The sequence below is a fragment of the Afipia sp. GAS231 genome (genome assembly GCF_900103365.1).
GTDB lineage: Bacteria > Pseudomonadota > Alphaproteobacteria > Rhizobiales > Xanthobacteraceae > Bradyrhizobium.
Genome location: NZ_LT629703.1, coordinates 3,531,138 through 3,552,495 on the forward strand (window position 1 = coordinate 3,531,138; position 21,358 = coordinate 3,552,495).

A 21,358-nucleotide genomic window follows, 5' to 3' on the forward strand; every position below is an offset into this window, starting at 1 on the left:
CCTTATGAAGGTGACGTGATAGCGCCATTGCGGCGGGCGCGCTATGGTCCGGCATGGAGTTGAGTTGATGGATCGGCCGGACCAAACCACGCATTTTGGCTTCAGGGACGTGCCCCTCGGGGACAAGCAGACGCTGGTGAACGAGGTGTTTCACAGCGTGGCTGCGCGTTACGACCTGATGAACGACCTGATGTCGGGGGGCCTGCACCGGATCTGGAAAGACATCATGATCACGGCGCTCAACCCGCCGAAGGGCGATGCGCCGTTTGCGCTGCTCGACGTCGCCGGCGGCACCGGCGATATCTCGTTTCGCGCCGCCAAGGCGGCAGGCACCGGCTTCCACGCCACCGTCTGCGACATCAACAGCGATATGCTCGAGGTCGGCCGCACCCGCGCCGCCGCGCGCCACCTCGACCAGCAGGTTTCGTTCGTCGAGGGCAATGCCGAAGCGCTGGCATTCGCCGATCGCGCCTTCGACGCCTACACCATCGCGTTCGGCATCCGCAACGTGCCGCGGATCGATGCCGCGCTGCGCGAGGCCTATCGCGTGCTGCGGCCCGGCAGCCGATTTCTGTGTCTGGAATTTTCCACCGTCGACGTGCCCGGGCTCGACAAGATCTACGACCTGTTCTCGTTCAAGGTGATCCCGCCGCTCGGCCGCGCCGTGACCGGAGATGCCGAGTCCTATCAATATCTCGTCGAATCGATCCGCAAGTTTCCCAAGCCCAATGCCTTCGCCGAGATGATCCGCGCCGCCGGCTTTTCGCGGGTGAAGTGGGAAAGCCTCTCCGGCGGTATCGTGGCGCTGCATTCGGGCTGGCGTTTGTGATTTCTGCGACGACCCACATCGCACGATTGGTCCGTGCCGGTTACGTTTTCGCGCGCGAAGGCGTGTTCGGCGTCGTCGATCCCTCCCTGGTGCCGCCGCCCGGCCAACTGGCGTTGCGGCTGGCGCGGCTGATCGAGCGGCCCGGCGCCAAATCCGGCCCACGGCTGTCGCGCGCGTTGACGCGACTGGGACCGGCCTATCTCAAGCTCGGGCAATTTCTGGCGACCCGGCCCGACGTGGTCGGCGTCGCGATGGCGCGCGATCTCGAAGCCCTGCAGGACCGGCTGCCGCCGTTCTCCGCGGCCGAGGCCGAAACCGTGATCGCACAATCGCTGGAACGCCCTGTGGCGCAGGCGTTTGCGAGCCTCGGCCCGGCGGTGGCCGCCGCCTCGATCGCGCAGGTGCATCGCGGCGAGGTCGAACGCGACGGCGAGCGCAAAAACGTCGCGGTGAAAGTGTTGCGGCCGAACGTTGCCGCGCGGTTCCGCCGAGATCTCGGTGACTTCTTCTTTGTCGCGCACAACGCCGAGGCGCATTCGGCCGAAGCGCGCCGGCTGCGGCTGATCGAAGTCATCAACACCATGTCGCGTTCGGTCGCGATGGAAATGGACCTGCGGCTGGAAGCGGCTGCCATGTCCGAGATGGCGGAGAACACAAGCGACGATCCGGATTTCCGCGTGCCCACCGTCGACTGGGATCGCACCACCCACAACGTGCTGACGATGGAGTGGATCGACGGCATCGCATTGAACGACCATGCGCGGCTCGAACAGGCGCAGGTCGACCTGCCCGACCTCGGCCGCAAGGTGATCCAGAGTTTCCTGCGCCACGCGCTGCGCGACGGCTTCTTTCACGCCGACATGCACCCCGGCAATCTGTTCCTCGACGATGCCGGCCGGCTGGTGGCGGTCGATTTCGGCATCATGGGCCGGCTCGGATTGAAGGAGCGGCGCTTCCTCGCCGAAATTCTGCTCGGCTTCATCACGCGCGACTATCGCCGCGTCGCGGAAGTGCATTTCGAGGCCGGCTATGTGCCGGGCCATCACTCGGTCGAGAATTTCGCGCAAGCCATCCGCGCCATCGGCGAACCGATCCACAACCGCACCGCCGAAGAGATCTCGATGGCGAAGCTGTTGACCTTGCTGCTCGAGGTCACCGGCCTGTTCGACATGCAGACCCGGCCCGAATTGATCCTGCTGCAGAAAACCATGGTGGTAGTCGAAGGCGTGGCGCGCGGTTTCGATCCCAAGCTCGACATCTGGAAAGTCGCCGATCCCGTGGTGCGCGAATGGATCGAGCGCAACCTCGGACCGATCGGACGCATCCAGGGCGCGATGTCCGGCGCCGGCGAACTCGGCCGGGTCGCGGCGAGCCTGCCGGCGATTGCCTCGCGGGCCGTCGCGGTGCTGGAAAATCTCGAAAAGATGACGCGCGAGGGCGTCACGCTGTCGCCGGAGACGATCGCGGCAATGGGCCGGACCGAGCGCGCTAAGAACCGCTGGCGCACCCTGGCGCTGTGGATCATTGCGGCGACGTTCATCGGAATTTTGATCGCCGTTCGGCAACTTTGATTGCATTGATATCATATCTTTGATATCAATGCTGTCAGTTCTTGCCGGAGCCGCCCATGGCCAGCATTACCATCCGAAAACTCGACGACACCGTCAAAGCCTATCTGCGGCTCCGCTCGGCCAGCAACGGCCGATCGGTCGAAGAGGAAGTCCGGGTCATCCTCGGTGAGCTGATCCAGGGGCGCCCCGAGCTGCCAGGCGCTCCACAGCTCGCTGTAGCCTCTACAGCATCTCCGCAGGCGGCCGGCACCACGGGCGAACCGCGGGTCACCCTGATCATCGGCGGCGGCATCGCCGCCTTCAAGGCGCTGGAGCTGATCCGGCGCCTCAAGGAGCGGCACATCCATGTCCGTTGCGTGCTGACCAAGGCAGCCCAGCAATTCGTCACGCCGCTCTCCGCAAGCGCGCTGTCGCATGAGCGCGTCTATACGGATCTGTTCGACGCCGAGAGTGAATTCGACGCCGGCCACATCCGCCTCGGGCGCGAATGCGATCTGATCGTGGTGGCGCCTGCGACCGCGGACCTGATGGCGAAGATGGCGCAAGGCCATGCCGACGATCTCGCTTCCGCGGTCCTGCTCGCGGCCAACCGGCCGATCCTGCTGGCGCCTGCCATGAACCCCGAGATGTGGAACAACGCTGCGACCCGCCGCAACGTGCTGCAGCTTCGCCGCGACGGCGTCGCCATGATCGGCCCCAATGCCGGTGAAATGGCCGAGTCGGGTGAAGCCGGCGTCGGACGGATGTCGGAGGCTGCCGAAATCGCCGCAGCAGCGGCAGATATCCTGCGTCCACCGCGGCCCCGGCCGCTCGCCGGCAAGCGCGTGCTGATCACCGCAGGCCCGACGCATGAGCCGATCGATCCGGTGCGCTATATCGCCAACCGTTCCTCCGGCAAGCAGGGGTTTGCGATCGCCGCCGCGGCACAGGCCGCCGGCGCCGACGTCACGCTGGTCTCCGGTCCGGTCGAATTGCGCGATCCCGCTGGTGTCACCGTGATCCGGGTCGAATCGGCGCGCGACATGCTGCACAAGGTCGAAGCTGCCTTGCCGGCGGATATCGCGATCTTTGCCGCGGCGGTCGCCGACTGGCGCGTCGCCAATGAAGGCGAACAGAAGCTGAAGAAAACCGCGGCCGGCATGCCGCCGCTGCAACTGGTCGAAAATCCCGACATCCTGGCGACGATCTCGAAGCTCAGAGACAAGCGCCCGCCGCTGGTGATCGGCTTTGCCGCCGAGACCGAGCATCTGATCGACAACGCCAAGGCCAAGATCGCGCGCAAGGGCTGCGACTGGATCGTCGCCAACGACGTCTCGCCGGCGTCAGGTGTGATGGGCGGCGACCGCAACACCGTGCATCTGCTGACGCGCGAAGGTACAGAGGTCAGCGTCGACAGCATTAACGTGGAGTCCTGGCCGGTCATGACCAAGGAGCAGGTCGCAACCGAACTGGTGGCGAAGATCGCCAAGGAAATCGGCAAGACGGTGGAGAAAAAGTCGTGAGCACAACGGTCAAGGTCAACATTCGCCAACTCGCACACGGCGAAGGTCTCGCATTGCCGGCCTATCAGAGCGCCGACGCGGCCGGGCTCGATCTGCTGGCCGCGGTTCCCGCCGAGACACCGTTGATTTTGCCTCCGGGAAAATACGCGATGGTGCCGACCGGGCTTGCGATCGCGCTGCCACGCGGTTTTGAGGCGCAGGTGCGGCCGCGCTCCGGCCTTGCCGCCAAGCACGGCGTCACGGTGCTGAATTCGCCCGGCACGGTGGATGCGGATTACCGCGGCGAGATCAACGTCATCCTGATCAACCACGGCGATGCGCCGTTCCCGATCAAGCGCGGCGAGCGCATCGCGCAAATGGTGATCGCGCCGGTAATCCAGGCCCAGCTTGTTGCCGTGGCCACGCTTTCGGAAACCGACCGCGGCGCTGGCGGCTTCGGCTCGACCGGGCGCTGATCGGTTCGAGCCGGATCGGCGCCTGAGCGGTAATCCGCTCATTTTTACACAAGCCAATTCACGTTCACGGTCTGGACTCTTACCGGCCGAGTCCCGAAGCAGATAATGTCAGTCGATTCGTGCACGGCGGGGGTTCGCGCCGCGCGCTGGAGTCGTGCGTTCTGGGGCAAATTATGTCGGGCGTAGTCGCGGCAATGCGTCGAAACCTGCTGTCGTGCACCTCACTGGCGCGCCACGGCCTGCTCGCGCTCGCCACCGCTTTGTCGGCCGCATCGGAACCCGCTTTGGCCGGCGAGTTGACCGTTGAACAGGCGATTTCGACCTGGTTCGACTTCAATCATCAGGAATTCGCGGTGCTGACGGCGTCGCTGGCGCTGCTCGGCTTTTCCGTGGTGGCGGCGATCCTGTTGATGCGCACCCGGGTTCGGGCCACCCGCATCGAACTCCGCCTGCGCGCCAACATCGCCGGCCTGCAGGATCAGGCCGACCGGCTGCGCGCGCTGCTGTTCGCCGAGCCGCAAATCCTGATTGCCTGGGCCGCGGGCGAAAACCGGCCGCAGATCTCTGGCGACACCTCGCTGTTGATCTCGGCGGACGCCGCCCAGAGTTCGCCGCAGCGGATCCTCGCTTTTGGAACCTGGCTGCCGCCGGAACCGGCGTTGCAAATGGACCATGCGGTCGACGCGTTGCGCGAAGCCGGCGAAGGCTTTCTGCTCAACCTCTCCACCTCGAACGGCCGCGCAATCGAGGCCATGGGCCGCGCCATCGGCGGCCAAGCCATTGTCCGGATTCGCGAACTCGGCGGACTGCGCCGCGAACTCGCCGAATCCAACCTGCGCTACAAGACGCTGCAGGAAGAGACCGAGCTGTTGCGCGACTTCGCCGCCGCCGCGCCCTGGCCGATCTGGGCCAAGAGCACGGAAGGCAACCTTCGCTACGCCAATACGGCCTATGTGCGAGCCACCGAGGGCGCCAGCGTCGCAGATGCGATCCAGCGCAACCTCGAACTGCTCGAAACCGAGCAGCGCAGCGACATGAGCCGGACGCTGCACGGCCATTCCACCTTCAACGCGCGGCTGCCGATCGTGGTCGGCGGCGAGCGGCGCATCTACGACGTCCAGGCCGTGAAGCTGGCCGGCGGCAGTGCCGGCATCGCGATCGACGCCAGCGAGGCGACCTCGCTCCGCGCCGCCATGGACCGGATGGCGGAAGCGCATCGCCGCACCCTCGACCAGTTGTCGTCGGGCGTCGCTGTGTTCGACGGCCAGCGGCGGCTCGCCTTCTACAACGAATCCTACCGGCGGCTGTGGGGCCTCGATCAGGCGTTCCTCGACGCCAACCCCGACGATTCCAGCGTGCTCGACCGGCTGCGCGCCGCGCGCAAATTGCCAGAGCAGCCGGATTTCCGGGCCTGGAAGGCGAAACTGCACGAAGCCTATCGCGCCGTCGAACCCGAGACCTACACCTGGTTCCTGCCGGATGGTCGCGCGGTCAGCGTCGTCACCACGCCGAACCTCGAAGGCGGCGTCACCTATCTGTTCGACAATGTCACCGAAAGCCTCGATCTGGCGCGGCGCTTCGACGGCCTCACCCGTGTGCAGCATGAAACGCTCGACAACCTCAACGAAGCGGTTGCCGTGTTCGGGAGCAACGGCCGCGTGCAGTTGTTCAACCCGGCTTTTACCAAGATGTGGAAGCTGTCGACCGATTCCTTACGCGAACAGCCGCATATCGAAACCCTGGAAGCGCTGTGCAAGCCGCTGTTCGATGACGATCTGGCATGGCGAACGCTGCGCGAGGCGATCACCGCGATCGAGAACCGGGCGCAGGTGGCGCTGAAGCTCGAGCGCAAGGACGGCAGCGTGCTGGACTGCATGACCATGCCGTTGCCCGACGGCGCCACCATGCTGACGTTCCAGGATATCACCGACACCGAGAACGTCGAACGGGCGTTGCGCGAACGCAACGAGGCGCTTGAGACCGCCGACCAGATGAAGGTCGATTTCGTCCACCACGTGTCCTACGAATTGCGCGCGCCGCTCACCACCATCATCGGCTTCGCGCATTTCCTCAGCGATCCCTCGACCGGCCCGCTGACGGCAAAGCAGGCCGAATATCTCGATTACGTCACCAAATCGACCAACGCGCTGCTGGCGCTGACCAACAACATTCTCGATCTCGCCACCATCGATGCCGGCGCCATGAAGCTCGAGCTCGGCCCGGTCAATATCGAGAAGGCGATCCACGACGCCGCCGAAGGCATTCAGGACCGGCTCGCGACCGACCGCATCGAGCTCAAGGTCGACATCGATCCCAATATCGGCGTCTTCATCGGCGACGAACGCCGGGTCGTGCAGGTGCTCTACAACCTTCTCGCCAATGCGGTCGGCTTCTCGCCGCATGATGCGGCCGTCACGATCAGCGCACAGCGCAACGAGCATCGGGTGACCTTCACCGTCACCGATTCCGGCCCCGGCATTCCGGCCGACGTGAAAGACAAGGTGTTCGACTGGTTCGAGAGCCATTCCAACGGCTCGCGGCACCGCGGCGCCGGCCTCGGCCTGTCGCTGGTGCGCTCCTTTGTCGAACTGCACGGCGGCAAGGTGCGGGTCGATTCGGCGGTCGGCCACGGCACCACGGTCTCCTGCGACTTTCCGATCGACCAGCACGCCCATCGCAACGCCGCCGAATGACCGCGCCAGCGACATTCTCCGTGGCGCTGGCGAACGAGACGGCAACCGCGCATCTGATGGCGGACCTGGCCCTGCTGGTCGGTCCCGGCGATGTGATCACGCTGTCGGGCGATCTCGGCGCCGGCAAGACCGCAGCGGCGCGGGCGATGATCCGCTATCTCGCCGACGATGCCGCGCTGGAAGTACCAAGCCCGACCTTCACGCTGGCGCAGAGCTACGACCTGCCGTTTCCGATTGTTCACGCCGACCTCTATCGCATCAACGATGCCAGCGAGCTGGAGGAGATCGGGCTGTCGCCGCTGCCGGAGGCCACGCTGGTGCTGATCGAGTGGCCGGAGCGCGCGCCGGATGCGCTTCCCGCAGATCGCATCGACATCGCGTTCACGCATCGTCCCGCGTTCGGATCCTCGGCGCGCGCCGCCGAGATTACCGGTCATGGCAAGGCGGCCGCACAAGTCGAGCGACTGAACGCGCTGCGCAATTTCCTGGGCGATACCGGCTTCATGGATGCCCGGCGCGAACGCATGCCCGGCGATGCCTCAACCCGCTCCTATGCCCGGCTTGCCCAGGACGACGGCACCGCCATCCTGATGAACGCACCACGGCGTCCAGATGGACCGGCGATCTATGACGGGAAATCCTACAGCGCGGCGGTGCATCTGGCCGAAGACGTCAAGCCGTTCGTCGCCATCGCCAGCGGCCTGCGCCGGCACGGCTTCTCGGCGCCCGCGATCCGGCACACCGATCTCGAACAGGGTTTCCTGATTACCGAGGATTTCGGCGGCGCGGGTGTGATCGAGGGCGAGCCGCCGCGGCCGATCGCCGAGCGCTACGAGGCCGCCACCGACATGCTGGCCGCGCTGCACCGTGAGACGCTGCCCGAAACCCTGCCGCTGACGCGAGAGCTCGACTACGCCATTCCCGTGTTCGACGTCGACGCCTGGCTGGTCGAGATCGGGCTGATGACCGAATGGTATTTCGTCGACCGCGGCGTCGAGCTGAGCCGGGAAGCCCGTGAGGAATTCGGCGCGATGTGGCGACAGGTGCTGGCGAAGCCGGCGGCGGCGCCGCGGACCTGGGTGATGCGGGATTTTCATTCCCCCAACATCATCTGGCTCGGCGAACGCACCGGCATCCTGCGCGTCGGCATCATCGACTTCCAGGATGCGGTGCTGGGGCCTGCCGCCTACGACATGGTGTCGCTGCTGCAGGATGCGCGGATCGACGTCCCGGAGCAGCTCGAACTGTCGCTGCTGACCCGCTACATCAAGGCGCGGCGCGCGGCCGACAGCCAGTTCGACGCCGCCGATTTCGCCGAGCTCTACGCCATCATGTCGGCGCAGCGAAACACCCGCCTGCTCGGCACCTTCGCCCGGCTCAACCGCCGTGACGGAAAGCCGCAATATCTGCGCCACCAGCCCCGGATCTGGACCTATCTGAACCGCTCGCTGGCGCACCCCGCTTTGGCAGGTTTCCGCGACTGGTATGCCGCCCACGTCCCCCCGCCGGTTGCCTGATTTACCTCTTGTTAGCCACCCTGGCTTTAAGCTGGGAAAGGCTGTGCCCGGTATTTGGGGCAGCCGTCTTGGAAGCGGGAACTCGGCCATGGCGACAGCAGAACGGCGGAAGGGCGATCGCGTCACATTCGAGCGCGGTTTTGCCGCGCACATGATGGGCATCGACGGCACCTGGCGGCGCGACTGCGTGATGGAGGACGTCTCCGAAACCGGCGCCAAGCTGACGGTCGAGGGTTCCGTCGAAGGTTTGCATCTGAAGGAATTCTTTCTGCTGCTGTCGTCGACCGGGCTCGCCTATCGCCGCTGCGAACTGGCCTGGGTCAATGGCGACCAGATCGGCGTCAATTTCCTGAAGCTTTCCGACAAGAAGAAGAAGGCTTCGGCCAAGCGCGCCGACGCCGAGGTCTGACGTCTGGTGTGCCGGCGCCGTCTTACAGCCGTCATGTCCGGCGACTATCGCCTCACAGTCGCTTTAAGCGGCGAATCGCCGTGATATGATCCTTGAAATAGTTCTTGGCGCGTTGGCGCGCCTTTGATGGTTAGAGAATTCCCGACATGTCCGTAGTACCCAGCAAAGCCATGGTCCTTGCCGCCGGTCTTGGCCTGCGCATGCGCCCGTTGACCGACAACATGCCGAAACCGCTGGTGCGCGTGGCCGGTCAGCCCTTGCTCGATCATGTGCTGGACAAGCTCGCCGCTGCCGGCGTCGTTGAGGCCGTGGTCAACGTGCATTACCTGCCCGACCAGATCATCGCGCATACCGCCGCGCGCAGCCACCCCCGCGTCATCATCTCCGATGAGCGCGACCAGGTGCTCGGCACCGGCGGCGCGGTGGTGAAGGCGCTGCCTCTGCTGGGGAGCCAGCCGTTCTTCCACCTCAACGCCGATACGATGTGGATCGACGGCGTGCGGCCGAACCTGACGCGGCTCGCCGAAACCTTCGATCCCGATCGGATGGACATCCTGCTCCTGATGGCGCCGACCACGACCAGCATCGGCTATGCCGGCCGCGGCGACTACGCGATGCTGCCGGATGGCGCGCTGCGCAAGCGCAAGGAGCATCAGGTGGTGCCGTTCGTCTATGCCGGCGCCGCGATCATGTCGCCGTCGCTGTTTCACGACGCGCCCGCGGGCGAGTTCTCGCTGACGAAACTGTTCGACCGCGCCAACGAACAGGAGCGGCTGTTCGGCCTGCGGCTCGACGGCGTCTGGATGCATGTCGGAACCCCCGATGCGGTGCACGACGCTGAAGAGGCGTTTCTGGAGAGCGTGGCGTAGGCGCGCCAATCTATCGTCGTCCCTGCGAACGCAGGGACCCATAGCCACCGTCGCTTGTTGTTACCCACGGCGTCAGCCATCCTGCCTTATCGCCATATCACGTGGTATGGGTCCCGGCTCGCGCTTCGCTTGGCCGGGACGACGGAGAGAGGTGCAAATCCTCCTCGCCCCATGACCAACCCTGAATCCCCCCCTATATTGGCCCCTGACCTCGAATCAGGAAGCCCATGCGCGTTTTCAGCGTCCCCGTCTCCGTGCCGCTGTTGCGCACCGTCATCGCCGCTCTGGTCGATGGCCGGCTGGTCGATGGATTCGAAGCGCGCAGCAATCCGCTGAATCTGGCGCGGGCGACACTCTACCTGCCGACCCGGCGCGCCGGACGGCTGGCGCGGGAAATTTTTCTCGACGAGCTGAAGACCGATGCCGCGATCCTGCCGCGCATCGTTGCGCTCGGCGACATCGACGAGGACGAACTGGCGTTTTCGGAAAGTTCCGAACAGTTCGGCGGCACAGCGCCGCTCGACATTCCGCCGCGGCTCGGCGAACTCGAACGGCGATTGACGCTGGCGCACCTTGTTGCCGCGTGGGCGAAAGGTCCGGTACTGTCGCCGCTCGTGGTCGGCGGCCCGGCTTCGACCCTGGCGCTGGCCGGCGATCTGGCCCGGCTGATGGACGACATGGTGACGCGCGGCGTCGCCTGGGAAGCGCTCGACAAACTGGTGCCGGACCAGCTCGACCAATACTGGCAGCACTCGCTGGAATTTCTGCGCATCGCGCGCAAAATATGGCCGGATCATCTGAAGGAAATCGGCAGGATCGAGCCCGCGGAGCGGCGCGACCGTCTGATCGACGCGGAAGCCGCGCGCCTCGCGGCGCATCACGACGGCCCGGTGATCGCGGCGGGCTCGACCGGCTCGATGCCGACGACCGCAAAATTCCTCGGCGTTGTCGCCAACCTGAAGCAGGGCGCGGTGGTGCTGCCGGGGCTCGATACCGATCTCGACGACGAAGCCTGGCAGATCATCGGCGGCGTCAGGGATGCGCAGGGTAAATTCACCACCCAACCCTCGTCGAACCATCCGCAATTCGCGATGCAGGGACTGCTCGACCGTTTCGGTATCAAGCGCGGCGATGTCGAAATCCTCGGCACGCCGGCCGCAGGGGGACGCGACGTGCTGGTCTCGGAGACGATGCGCCCCTCAAGCGCGACCGAGCAATGGCATGACCGGCTGGCAGAGCCGGACGTATCGCTAAAGATTTCCGCCGGGATGGCCAACCTCGCGGTGGTTGAGGCGCCGAATTCCGAAATGGAGTCGCTGGCGATCGCGATTGCGATGCGCGAGGCGCGACATCTCGGCAAATCGGCCGCCTTGGTGACGCCGGACCGTGCGCTGGCGCGCCGGGTGATGGCGGCGCTGACCCGCTGGAATCTCGAATTCGACGATTCCGGCGGCGACGCGCTGACGGACACCTCCGCCGGCATTTTTGCGCGCCTCACGGCGGAAGCCGCCGCCAAGGGGCTGGAGCCGCCGACCTTGCTGGCGCTGCTGAAGCATCCGCTGTTCCGGCTCGGTGGCGCACATGGTGCGCTCAAGCGCGCCATTGAAGTGCTCGAACTGGCGGTGCTGCGCGGCACCCGGCCGCAAGCCGGCAGTGGTGGCCTTGCGCGCGACTTCGATCGTTTCCGGAGCGAGCTCAAAAAACTCAACAACAAGGAAACCTCTTCGCTTCATCGCTCCGAGCAGCGCGCGAAGTTGAAAGAGGATGAACTCGATCTGGCCCAGTCGCTGATATCAGCTCTGCAGAAGGCGTTTGCGCCGCTGGAGAGCATGGCGACGTCAAAGCCGTATGATTTCGCCGAACTGGCGCAGCGCCACCACGAGGTGCTATCAGCGCTTTCATCCGACCAGGACGGCATCGCCGTGGTATTCGAGGGCACCCAGGGATCGGTCCTCGCCGCAGCATTCGACGAGCTGCTTGGCGAACAGAAGCAGAGCGGGCTTGCGGTCCAGCTCGGCGACTACGCGGAAGTGTTTCAGACCGCCTTTGCCGACCGCATGGTGCGGCGGCCGGAACATGCCGATGCGCAGCTGCAGATCTACGGCCAACTCGAAGCGCGGTTGACGGAATCCGATCGCGTCATCCTCGGTGGGTTGGTTGAAGGCGTGTGGCCGCCGGCGCCGCGGGTCGATCCATGGCTGAGCCGGCCGATGCGGCATGAACTCGGCCTCGATCTGCCGGAGCGGCGCATCGGCCTCTCCGCGCACGATTTCGCGCAACTGCTCGGACATGGCGAGGTGATTCTCAGCCATTCGGCAAAAGTCGGCGGCGCGCCGGCGGTCGCCTCGCGCTTCCTGCACCGGTTAGAGGCCGTCGCCGGCGAGGCGCGCTGGAACGCGGCGAAGCTGGCCGGCGCAAACTATGTCCGTTTTGCCGATGAACTGGACCGGCCGGACAAGGTCCAGCCGATCGAACAGCCCGCGCCCAAGCCGCCGCTTGCGACGCGGCCGCTCAAACTGTCGGTCACCGCGATCGAGGACTGGCTGCGCGATCCCTACACCATCTACGCGAAGTATATTTTGCGGCTCGATCCGCTCGATCCCGTCGACATGCCGCTGTCGGCGGCCGATCGCGGTTCGGCGATCCATGATGCGCTCGGCGAATTCACCCAGACCTATGCCGAAGCGCTGCCCGGCGACGTCGTGCAGACGCTGCGCGGCATCGGCGCCAAGCATTTTGCGCCGCTGATGGAACGGCCGGAGGCAAAGGCGCTGTGGTGGCCGCGGTTCCAGCGCATCGTCGGCTGGTTCGCCGATTGGGAGCAGGCGCGGCGCGATAACCTCGCCAAAATCTTCGCCGAGACCCGAGGCGAAATCGGAATTCCGCTCGACAACGCGCGGACCTTCACCCTTTCCGCCCGCGCCGACCGGATCGAACAGCGCCGTGACGGCAGCTTTGCGATCCTGGATTACAAGACCGGGCAACCGCCGACCGGCAAGCAGGTGCGCATGGGCCTGTCGCCGCAACTGACGCTGGAGGCCGCGATCCTGCGCCAGGGTGGCTTTGCGAATATCGACGCCGGCGCGTCCGTCGGCGAACTCGTTTATGTCCGGCTCAGCGGCAACAATCCGCCTGGCGAGCAGCGGACGCTCGAGCTGAAAATCCGCAACAACGACACGCCGCAGCCGCCGGATGCCGCGGCCGACGAGGCGCTGCAGAAGCTGGAAGCCCTGATCCGCGCGTTCGAGAACGAGGATCAGGCCTACACCTCGCTGAATCTCTCGATGTGGTCGAACCGCTACGGCGCCTATGACGACCTCGCCCGCATCAAGGAATGGTCCGCGGCCGGCGGCCTGGGGATCGAGGAATGGTGAAGGCCCCGCGCACGATTCCATCGGCGGTCCGCGCGACGCAAGCGCGCGCGTCCGATCCGGCCGCCTCCGCCTTCGTTTCGGCCAATGCCGGTTCCGGCAAGACCCATGTGCTGGTGCAGCGCGTGATCCGGCTGCTGCTCGACGGCGTGGCGCCGGAAAAGATCCTCTGCATCACCTTCACCAAGGCCGCGGCCGCCAACATGGCGGAACGGGTGTTCACGACGCTCGGCCATTGGGTCACGCTCGATGACGCGGCGCTTGATGCGGCGATCAAGGACGCTGGCATCGCCCATCCCGATCGCGGCTTGCGCAAATCGGCGCGAAAGCTGTTTGCCTGTGCGCTGGAAACGCCGGGTGGCCTGAAGGTGCAGACCATCCACGCGCTGTGCACGCGGCTGCTGCAACAATTCCCGTTCGAGGCCAATGTGCCGGCGCGCTTTGCCGTGCTCGACGACCGCGACCAGACCGAGATGATGGAGCGCGCCAATCTCGGCGTATTTCTCGAGGCGTCGCGCCATCCCGACAGCGCCACCGGGCGCGCGCTGATGACGGCGATGGCGAGCGCGGCCGACGTCACCTTCAAGGACGTGGTGCGCGAGGCCTGTCTGAGCCGCGATCATTTCATGGCCTGGACCGACGCCGCCGGCAGCGCGCATGCCGCCGCGGCGCAAATTTCCGCAGCCCTCGGCGTTGATCCGGATGACCGCATCGAAGATGTCGAGCGCGCCATCGTCGATGGACCGGACCTGCCGCGATCGCGCTGGCCGGAGATCGCCCGTGTTCTGGATACCGGCAATAAAACCGACCAGGAGCAGGCGCGCCGGTTGCGCGACGCCCTGATCTTTACCGGCGCGGCGCAGGTCGATGAATATTTCGGCGTGTTCCTCACCGAGGCCGACCGGACGCCGCGCAAATCGGTGGTGACGAAGAAGTTTATCGATAACAATCCGGCCCTGGGCCGGCTGTTCGATTCAGAATTCTCCCGCATCATACCGCTGATCGAGCGACGTCGCGCCGTCACCGCCCGCGACCGCACCGAGGCGCTGCTGCATATCGCAACCGCAGCGGCTGCAAATTACCGGCGCGAGAAGCAGGAACGCGGCCTGCTCGACTATGACGATTTGATCGACAAGACGCTCGCGATGCTCGACCGCGTCTCTTCCGGCTGGGTGCACTACAAGCTCGACCGCGGCGTCGACCATGTGCTGATCGACGAGGCGCAGGACACCAGCCCGCGTCAGTGGGACATCGTCGCGCACATCATTTCGGAATTCACCTCGGGCGCCGGCGCGCGCGACGGCCTGGTGCGAACGGTGTTCGCGGTCGGCGACGAGAAGCAGTCGATCTTTTCGTTTCAGGGCGCGGCTCCCCGCGAGTTCGACCTGCGGCGCCGGGAACTACAGAAGAAGTTCGAGGGTGCCGGGCTGAAGTTCGATCCGGTGTCCTTCACCTATTCGTTCCGCTCGGGCCCGGCGATCCTGAAGTCGGTCGACCACGTCTTCCGCGAGCAGGATATTTTCCGAAGTATCCATTCGGTCGAGACCGGTCATCCCGTCCACAACTGGCTCGCTGATGCCGGTCCCGGGCAGATCGACCTCTGGGATCTCGCCGTCGCCGACGACCGGCAGGACATCGAGGGCTGGCGCGCGCCATTCGACGGCGTCTCGCTGACCAGCCCCGAAGTGAAGCTGGCGCGGCGCATTCAGGCCGAGATCAAGTCGCTGGTCGACGGCGGCACGATGACCGGCAGCACGGGCGCGCGCCGGCCGCTGCGCTATGGCGACATGCTGGTGCTGGTGCGACGGCGCGGCAACGCATTCGACGCCGTGATCCAGGCGCTGAAGCACGCCAATATCCCGGTCGCCGGCGCCGACCGGCTCAAGCTGACCGAGCATATCGCGATCATCGACCTGATGAACCTTGCCGACGCGCTGCTGCTGCCGCAGGACGACCTGGCGCTCGCGGTGGCGCTGAAGAGCCCGCTGTTCGGCCTCACCGACAACGATCTGTTCAAGCTGGCGCGGGACCGCAAGGGCTCGCTGCGCGCGGCGCTAACGATGCGCGCCGCGACCGACGGCCTGTTGCGGGATGTGCTGTGGCGGCTCGAACAATGCGAGCGCCGCGTCGTCCACGAGACGCCGTTTGCATTCTACGCCTGGCTGCTCGGCGGCGACGGCGGCCGCGCGCGCATCCTGCAACGGCTTGGGCATGAGGCCAACGACGCACTCGACGAATTTCTCGAACTGGCGCTGAACTACGAGCGCAAGGCGCCGGCTTCGCTGCAGGGCTTCATGGCGTGGCTGCGCGCGGCCGACACCGAAGTGAAGCGCGACATGGAAATCTCGCGCGACGAAGTCCGCGTCATGACCGTGCACGGCGCCAAGGGCCTGGAAGCCTCCGTCGTGTTCCTGGTCGATACCACGACGTCGCCTTCGGACACGCAGCGGCTGAAGCTGATCAACCTCTCCCAGGGAAACGCCGATCCGCATGCGCCGGGCGTGGTGGTGTGGGCCGGCCGCAAGGCCGAGGATCCCGCCTCCGTTGTCGCCGCGCGCGCGGCCATGATCGCGGATACCGAGGATGAATATCGCCGCCTGCTCTACGTCGCGATGACGCGTGCGGCGGATAGATTAGTCGTTGGCGGCTGCCTGCCCGGCAACATGAACACGGTGCGGAAATTGTCCTGGTACGACCTGATCACCAAGGGTCTGGCGAGTTCGGACCTGCAGATGCAGGAATTCGAAACGCCCAACGGCAAGGTGACGCGCTACACGCTGGCGGAGGAAGCCGCTCCCGCTACTGGCTCCGCTGCTGCTGCGCCGACAGCCGCACCGATCGCGCTGCCGACCTGGCTGCTGACGCCGGCGCAGCCGGAGAAGTCGGCAGAAAGCGCGCTGCGGCCTTCTGAACCCACCAACGAACAAAGCCATCCGGTCCGCACCGGCGAATCCATCGCGCAGCGGGCCCGCGCGCTCCAGCGCGGCACGCTGGTGCACCGGCTGCTGCAATCGCTGCCCGATATCGCGGCTTCAAGCCGACGCGATGCAGCCCTCGCCTATCTCGCCCGCAACGCCGATGGCTGGACCGAAGACGAACGCGAGCGGCTTACGGAAAACGCGCTGGCCTTGATTGCCGACCCGCGCTTCGCGGCGGTATTCGCGGACGGCAGCCGTGCCGAGGTGTCGATCGTCGGCCGGCTGGAGCGGCCGCACCGGCGACCGGCGCTGGTTTCCGGACAGATCGACCGTCTGGCGGTCAGCGATCACGAGGTTCTGATCGTCGATTTCAAGACCAACCACACCCCGCCGACTGAAGTAGCCGAGGCGCCGAAGGGATATATCCGCCAGTTGGCGCTGTATCGGGCCGTGCTCGGCCAGCTTTATCCCCAGCGGCCGGTTCGCGCCGCGCTGGTTTGGACCGAAACGGCTGAATTCATGGAGATTTCAGCCCCTGCGCTGGACGCGGAGCTGGCCGCCATTATCCAAAGGGATGACCGTGCTTGACCCGGCAAGATCGCGTTCATAGGTTTGCCCCATCATCCGATGGCGCGATTCTCTCCGCAGCGCGCCCTAATCCAACCGAACGAGGTATTCCCATGGCCGTTGGCAAGGTTTCTGACGCCGATTTCGAAGCCGAAGTGCTGAATGCGACCGGCCCGGTGGTGGTCGATTTCTGGGCCGAATGGTGCGGCCCGTGTCGCATGATCGCCCCCGCACTCGACGAGATTTCCGGCGCGATGGGCGACAAGGTCAAGATCGTGAAGCTGAACGTCGACGAGAGCCCGAAGACCGCCTCGAAATACGGCGTGATGTCGATCCCGACCCTGATGATCTTCAAGGGCGGCGAGATGGCCTCGCGCCAGGTCGGCGCCGCGCCGAAGCAGAAGCTGCATCAGTGGATATCAGCTGCGGTCTGATCGGCTGACGATTGTTGTAATGAAAGCGGCCGGCTCATCGCCGGCCGTTTTGTTTTACCCGATCCATCCCGTCGCCAGCGCCGACGCCAGTTCAGGTTGCCCGTTTTGCCGCGCCAAAGCGGCCATGGTGCCGTGATCGTAAGGCACGTGCCGAAACGTGACGCGCCAATCGCTGCCGACAAGTTCTAAAATTGCATAGCGCGCGTCCGGCGTGCCGGCTTCGATGACATGCGGATGCGGATGGGTATCGCGATAGCCGGGCGAACCGACGCTACCGGGATTGACGATCAGGCGACCGTCGCGAAGCTGCACCGCACGGGCGACATGGGTGTGGGCGCAGAGGATCAATGATTGCGTGATCCCTTTGGCCCGCTCCTCGATCGCGTCGAGCGATGACATCCGCACCACGCCGTCGGGCTGCACCGTCTCCAGCCAGTAGATCTCGTCATGCTCGGGCGTGGCGTGGCAGAGAAAGACTTTTTCGCGAAACACCGATGTCGTCGGCACCGTGCGCAGCCAGTCGAGATGGCCTGCATTGAGCTGCGCGTGGGCCGGCCGGTCCCACGAACCCATCTTCTCCGGCGGCCGGTCGATCAGATAGCGGTCATGGTTGCCGAGCACATGCGTGGCATCGAGCGTCATCAGCATGTCCATCGTGCGCCGCGCATCAAGCGGACCGCTCGCCATGTCGCCGAGATTGACGATCCCCTCGACGCCCTGCGCGCGGATGTCGGCAAGCACGGCCTCCAGTGCCAGATAATTTCCGTGCACGTCGGCAATCGCGGCAAAACGCATGGTGATTCCAATTTCTCTCGGCGAACGTGCCCCGGATGCTGCGCAGCGCGCAAGCGGTGCGCTGCTGGTCCGGGGTCCATCTTCCATGGACGAATGGGTCCCGGCTCTGCGGAGCAGCACTTCGTGCTGCTCCGCAGAGCCGGGACCCGAGAAATCTATGCAGGAGGCGTGCCGTTGACGGCGAGGACATGGCCCGCGAGGTAGAGCGAGCCCGTGATCAGGATGCGCGGTGGAATTTCATAGGCAAGCCGCGACAGTGCCTGCAACGCGGCTTCGACGCTTGTCGCATTCTCCACGCGCATACCGAGCGCGCGCGCGGCATCGGCCAGCCGGTCCGGCGGCATCGCGTTGCCGCGGCCGGGGATCGGCACCGCCATGATGTGGCGCGTCAGTCCGGCGAAATTGGCGAGGAAGGCGCCGGCATCCTTGTTCGCCATCATGCCCGCGATCACGACCAGCGGGCGCGATACCCGCTCCTCGAGATCGCCGAGTGCCGCGGCCGTGACGCGGCCGCCCTCGGCATTGTGGCCGCCATCGAGCCAGATCTCGCACCCCGGCGGTCCCTGATCGACCAGCGCGCCCGAGACCAGGCGCTGCATTCGCGCCGGCCATTCGGCGTTGACGATCCCGGCCTCGAACGCCGGCATACTGATTTTGAACGCGTCGATCGCGCGCAGTGTCGCAATCGCGAGGCCGGCATTGTCGAACTGATGCCGCCCGAACAGTTTGGGCGCCGCCAGATCCATCAAGCCGCGCTCGTCCTGATAGACCAGCCGGCCGCGCTCGACGCTGACATGCCATTGCTGGCCGGCCGCATGCAGCGATGCGCGCATGCGGTTAGCCTGTGCCTCGATCACCGCCATCGCTTCGCCCGCCTGTTCGGCGCACACCACCGGCACGTTGCGCTTGATGATGGCGGCCTTCTCGCCGGCGATCGCGGTCAAGGTGTCGCCGAGAAATTCGGTGTGATCCATGCTGATCGGCGCGATCACGGCGGCCAGCGGTGCCTCGATCACATTGGTCGAATCGAGCCGGCCGCCGAGACCGACTTCCAGCAGCACGACATCGGCCGGATGCCGGGCAAACAGACAGAACGCCGCAGCGGTCTCGATCTCGAAGATCGTGACCGGCTCGCCTCTGTTGGCCCGCTCGCAATGTTCGAGCGTCCCGCGCAATTCGTCATCGTCCACCAGCACGCCGCCAGCCTTGCGGCCGAGGCGAAAGCATTCGTTGATCCGCACCAGATAGGGCGACGTAAAAACGTGAACGCGCAAACCCGCGGCTTCGAGGATCGCGCGCAGATAAGCGACGGTGGAGCCCTTGCCGTTGGTGCCGGCGACATGGATGACCGGCGGCAGCCCGCGTTCGGGATGATCGAGCGCCGCCAGCAGCCGGTGCATGCGATCGAGGCTGAGATCGATTTGCCGCGGGTGAAGGGCCGACAACCGCGCGATCAACTGATCGAGCGGTTGGGGTTTGGCGGCAGGCGCGTTCACGCGTGGGGAGCGGCCGGCACCGCATCCGGCGCCGAAACGATCTGTGCCGGATCGGTGATGACAGGCGCAGGCTTCGAAACAACTTCAATTGCCGGCGATTTGGTCAGCAGGCGGCAGAGACGCGCAAGGGTCGGGCGCATCTCGTGGCGATGCACCACCATGTCGACCATGCCGTGATCGCGCAGATATTCGGCGCGCTGAAAACCTTCCGGCAATTTTTCGCGAATGGTCTGTTCGATCACGCGCGCGCCGGCAAAGCCGATCAGCGCACCGGGTTCGGCGATCTGCACGTCGCCGAGCATGGCGTAGGAGGCGGTGACGCCGCCGGTGGTCGGGTTGGTCAGCACCACGATGTAGGGCAGTTTCGCCTCGCGCAGCATCTGCACGCCGACGGTGCTGCGCGGCATCTGCATCAGCGACAAAATGCCTTCCTGCATCCGCGCGCCGCCGGAGGCTGCGAACATGATGAACGGCGATTTCTTTTCGACCGCGAGCTCCATCCCGCGCACGATCGCTTCGCCCGCGGCCATGCCGAGCGAGCCGCCCATGAAATCGAAGTCCTGCACCGCGACCACGACACCGGCGCCTTCGAGCTTGCCGTAGCCGACCTTGACGGCGTCGTTCAGCCCGGTCTTGGCGCGCGCATCCTTGATGCGATCGGCATATTTGCGCTCGTCGCGGAATTTCAGCGGGTCGGCTGTCACGTCGGGCAGCGCGATGTCGTACCAGGTCTCGTTGTCGAACACCGATTTCAGCCGCGCCGCCGCGCCCATGCGCATGTGGTAGTTCGAGCCGGGAATCACAAACTGGTTGGCCTCGACGTCCTTGTAGAACACGAGCTGCCCGGAATCCGGGCACTTGATCCACAAATTCTCCGGCGTCTCGCGGCGGAGGATGCTGCGGATCTTCGGCCGGACGACGTTGGTGAGCCAATTCATGTTTCGCTCCGAAATGCGGTTGGACGCATCAGTGAGAGTATATGGCGGCCCGGACGGAGCCCGGCAAGCCGCGGATAACGCGTAGTTTCACGCAATTAGGCTTATTCTGCGGCCTGTTTTGCTCCCCGCACGCCCTGTGCCAAAGCGGCGACCAGATCGGCGACGGCGGTGACGGTTTTGGCCGTCGCGCGGCCCTCGGCGTCGAGGCTGCCGCTCAGGGCATCGACCAGCGCAGTGCCGACCACGGAGCCATCGGCTTTCTCGGCAATCGCACGCGCCGCTTCCGGGGTGCGGATGCCGAAGCCGACGCAAACCGGCAATTTGGTATGCCGCTTGATGCGGGCGACGGCTGCGCCGACCACGTTCGAGTCGGCGCTGGCGCTGCCGGTGATGCCGGTGACCGCGACGTAATAGACAAAGCCCGACGTGTTCGCGAGCACCGCGGGCAGGCGCTTGTCGTCGGTGGTCGGCGTCGCCAGGCGGATGAAGTTGAGGCCCGCCTTCATCGCGGGGATACACAGTTCGGTATCTTCTTCCGGCGGCAAGTCGACGATGATCAGCCCGTCGACGCCGGCGGTCTTGGCATCGCCCAGGAATTTATCGACGCCGTAGATATAGATCGGATTGTAGTAGCCCATCAGCACCAGCGGCGTGGTGTCGTCGTCCTTGCGGAACGCGCGCACCATCTCCAACGTCTTCTTCAGGGTCATGCCGGCCTTGAGCGCGCGCAAGCCCGCCGCCTGGATCGACGGGCCGTCGGCCATCGGATCGGTAAAGGGCATGCCGATCTCGATCATGTCGGCGCCGGCCTTTGGCAGCGCCTTGATGATGTCGAGCGCGGTTTTCGGATCGGGATCGCCGGCCATCACGAAGGTGACGAAAGCCGAGCGGCCCTGTTTTGCCAACTCGGCAAAGCGTGTGTCGATACGGGTGGTCATGGTGCGATACCTGAAATGCTGTGGCTCTTGCCGAGGCCTGCATGCGCGGAGAGACC

15 protein-coding genes are annotated in these 21,358 nt (G+C 65.5%); 11 read left to right on the plus strand and 4 right to left on the minus strand.

Features of this window, described 5'->3' with window-relative positions; genetic code table 11:
* Positions 1-67 precede the first annotated feature (67 nt).
* The 11 genes from ubiE (at position 68) to trxA (ending at position 17,135) form a co-directional block, all read left to right on the plus strand.
* Entirely contained in the window at positions 68-829 is a 762-nt protein-coding gene (gene ubiE, locus BLS26_RS16670; protein WP_092512866.1) for a bifunctional demethylmenaquinone methyltransferase/2-methoxy-6-polyprenyl-1,4-benzoquinol methylase UbiE, read from the plus strand.
* Positions 826-2,400: a 2-polyprenylphenol 6-hydroxylase gene (ubiB, locus tag BLS26_RS16675; protein ID WP_092512868.1), complete on the plus strand. Its 1,575-nt coding sequence runs from the start codon at positions 826-828 to the stop codon at positions 2,398-2,400. The genes ubiE and ubiB overlap by 4 nt, the downstream gene beginning before the upstream one ends.
* A 56-nt stretch (positions 2,401-2,456) precedes the next feature.
* A complete protein-coding gene (gene coaBC, locus BLS26_RS16680) occupies positions 2,457-3,902 on the plus strand; it encodes a bifunctional phosphopantothenoylcysteine decarboxylase/phosphopantothenate--cysteine ligase CoaBC (protein ID WP_092512870.1) in 1,446 nt (481 codons plus the stop codon).
* Positions 3,899-4,357 (plus strand): dUTP diphosphatase, encoded by a 459-nt coding sequence (dut, locus tag BLS26_RS16685; protein WP_092512872.1) that lies wholly within the window; start codon positions 3,899-3,901, stop codon positions 4,355-4,357. Before coaBC ends, dut begins: the two co-directional genes overlap by 4 nt.
* A gap of 173 nt (positions 4,358-4,530) precedes the next feature.
* Entirely contained in the window at positions 4,531-7,050 is a 2,520-nt protein-coding gene (locus BLS26_RS16690) for a PAS domain-containing sensor histidine kinase (RefSeq protein WP_092512874.1), read from the plus strand.
* Positions 7,047-8,567, plus strand: coding sequence for a tRNA (adenosine(37)-N6)-threonylcarbamoyltransferase complex ATPase subunit type 1 TsaE (gene tsaE / locus BLS26_RS16695; protein ID WP_092512876.1), 1,521 nt, complete (start codon positions 7,047-7,049; stop codon positions 8,565-8,567). The genes BLS26_RS16690 and tsaE overlap by 4 nt, the downstream gene beginning before the upstream one ends.
* An 88-nt stretch (positions 8,568-8,655) precedes the next feature.
* Positions 8,656-8,976, plus strand: a complete 321-nt coding sequence (locus tag BLS26_RS16700) for a PilZ domain-containing protein (RefSeq protein WP_092512878.1) — start codon at positions 8,656-8,658, stop codon at positions 8,974-8,976.
* Between the two features lie 146 nt (positions 8,977-9,122).
* Positions 9,123-9,845: a nucleotidyltransferase family protein gene (locus BLS26_RS16705; protein ID WP_092512880.1), complete on the plus strand. Its 723-nt coding sequence runs from the start codon at positions 9,123-9,125 to the stop codon at positions 9,843-9,845.
* Between the two features lie 227 nt (positions 9,846-10,072).
* Complete coding sequence (gene addB, locus BLS26_RS16710) at positions 10,073-13,219, plus strand: double-strand break repair protein AddB (protein ID WP_092512882.1); 3,147 nt, start codon at positions 10,073-10,075, stop codon at positions 13,217-13,219.
* Positions 13,213-16,722: a double-strand break repair helicase AddA gene (addA, locus tag BLS26_RS16715; RefSeq protein WP_371360834.1), complete on the plus strand. Its 3,510-nt coding sequence runs from the start codon at positions 13,213-13,215 to the stop codon at positions 16,720-16,722. The genes addB and addA overlap by 7 nt, the downstream gene beginning before the upstream one ends.
* A 92-nt stretch (positions 16,723-16,814) precedes the next feature.
* Positions 16,815-17,135, plus strand: coding sequence for a thioredoxin (gene trxA / locus BLS26_RS16720; RefSeq protein WP_092512886.1), 321 nt, complete (start codon positions 16,815-16,817; stop codon positions 17,133-17,135).
* Positions 17,136-17,189: 54 nt separating this feature from the next.
* Here the strand turns inward: trxA and BLS26_RS16725 are convergent, their stop codons facing one another.
* The 4 genes from BLS26_RS16725 to trpA all read right to left on the minus strand — a co-directional run bounded on the left by BLS26_RS16725 (position 17,190) and on the right by trpA (position 21,302).
* Positions 17,190-17,930 (minus strand): metallophosphoesterase, encoded by a 741-nt coding sequence (locus BLS26_RS16725; protein ID WP_092512888.1) that lies wholly within the window; start codon positions 17,928-17,930, stop codon positions 17,190-17,192.
* A 155-nt stretch (positions 17,931-18,085) separates the two neighbouring features.
* Positions 18,086-19,426 carry a folylpolyglutamate synthase/dihydrofolate synthase family protein gene (locus BLS26_RS16730; RefSeq protein ID WP_092512890.1) on the minus strand — a complete coding sequence of 447 codons (1,341 nt, stop codon included), beginning with the start codon at positions 19,424-19,426 and terminating at the stop codon, positions 18,086-18,088.
* Positions 19,423-20,364, minus strand: coding sequence for an acetyl-CoA carboxylase, carboxyltransferase subunit beta (gene accD, locus BLS26_RS16735; RefSeq protein WP_092512892.1), 942 nt, complete (start codon positions 20,362-20,364; stop codon positions 19,423-19,425). Before accD ends, BLS26_RS16730 begins: the two co-directional genes overlap by 4 nt.
* Before the next feature lie 101 nt (positions 20,365-20,465).
* Positions 20,466-21,302, minus strand: a complete 837-nt coding sequence (trpA, locus tag BLS26_RS16740; RefSeq protein ID WP_092512894.1) for a tryptophan synthase subunit alpha — start codon at positions 21,300-21,302, stop codon at positions 20,466-20,468.
* Positions 21,303-21,358: the final 56 nt, after the last annotated feature.

What these genes read in the sequence shown, in the direction of transcription:
- ubiE (WP_092512866.1), top strand. Translation starts at nt 68, where the DNA reads ATGGATCGGCCGGACCAAACCACGCATTTTGGCTTCAGGGACGTGCCC.
- coaBC (WP_092512870.1), top strand. Translation starts at nt 2,457, where the DNA reads ATGGCCAGCATTACCATCCGAAAACTCGACGACACCGTCAAAGCCTAT.
- BLS26_RS16690 (WP_092512874.1), top strand. Translation starts at nt 4,531, where the DNA reads ATGTCGGGCGTAGTCGCGGCAATGCGTCGAAACCTGCTGTCGTGCACC.
- tsaE (WP_092512876.1), top strand. Translation starts at nt 7,047, where the DNA reads ATGACCGCGCCAGCGACATTCTCCGTGGCGCTGGCGAACGAGACGGCA.
- BLS26_RS16700 (WP_092512878.1), top strand. Translation starts at nt 8,656, where the DNA reads ATGGCGACAGCAGAACGGCGGAAGGGCGATCGCGTCACATTCGAGCGC.
- BLS26_RS16705 (WP_092512880.1), top strand. Translation starts at nt 9,123, where the DNA reads ATGTCCGTAGTACCCAGCAAAGCCATGGTCCTTGCCGCCGGTCTTGGC.
- addB (WP_092512882.1), top strand. Translation starts at nt 10,073, where the DNA reads ATGCGCGTTTTCAGCGTCCCCGTCTCCGTGCCGCTGTTGCGCACCGTC.
- addA (WP_371360834.1), top strand. Translation starts at nt 13,213, where the DNA reads ATGGTGAAGGCCCCGCGCACGATTCCATCGGCGGTCCGCGCGACGCAA.
- trxA (WP_092512886.1), top strand. Translation starts at nt 16,815, where the DNA reads ATGGCCGTTGGCAAGGTTTCTGACGCCGATTTCGAAGCCGAAGTGCTG.
- BLS26_RS16725 (WP_092512888.1), bottom strand. Translation starts at nt 17,930, where the DNA reads ATGCGTTTTGCCGCGATTGCCGACGTGCACGGAAATTATCTGGCACTG.
- accD (WP_092512892.1), bottom strand. Translation starts at nt 20,364, where the DNA reads ATGAATTGGCTCACCAACGTCGTCCGGCCGAAGATCCGCAGCATCCTC.
- trpA (WP_092512894.1), bottom strand. Translation starts at nt 21,302, where the DNA reads ATGACCACCCGTATCGACACACGCTTTGCCGAGTTGGCAAAACAGGGC.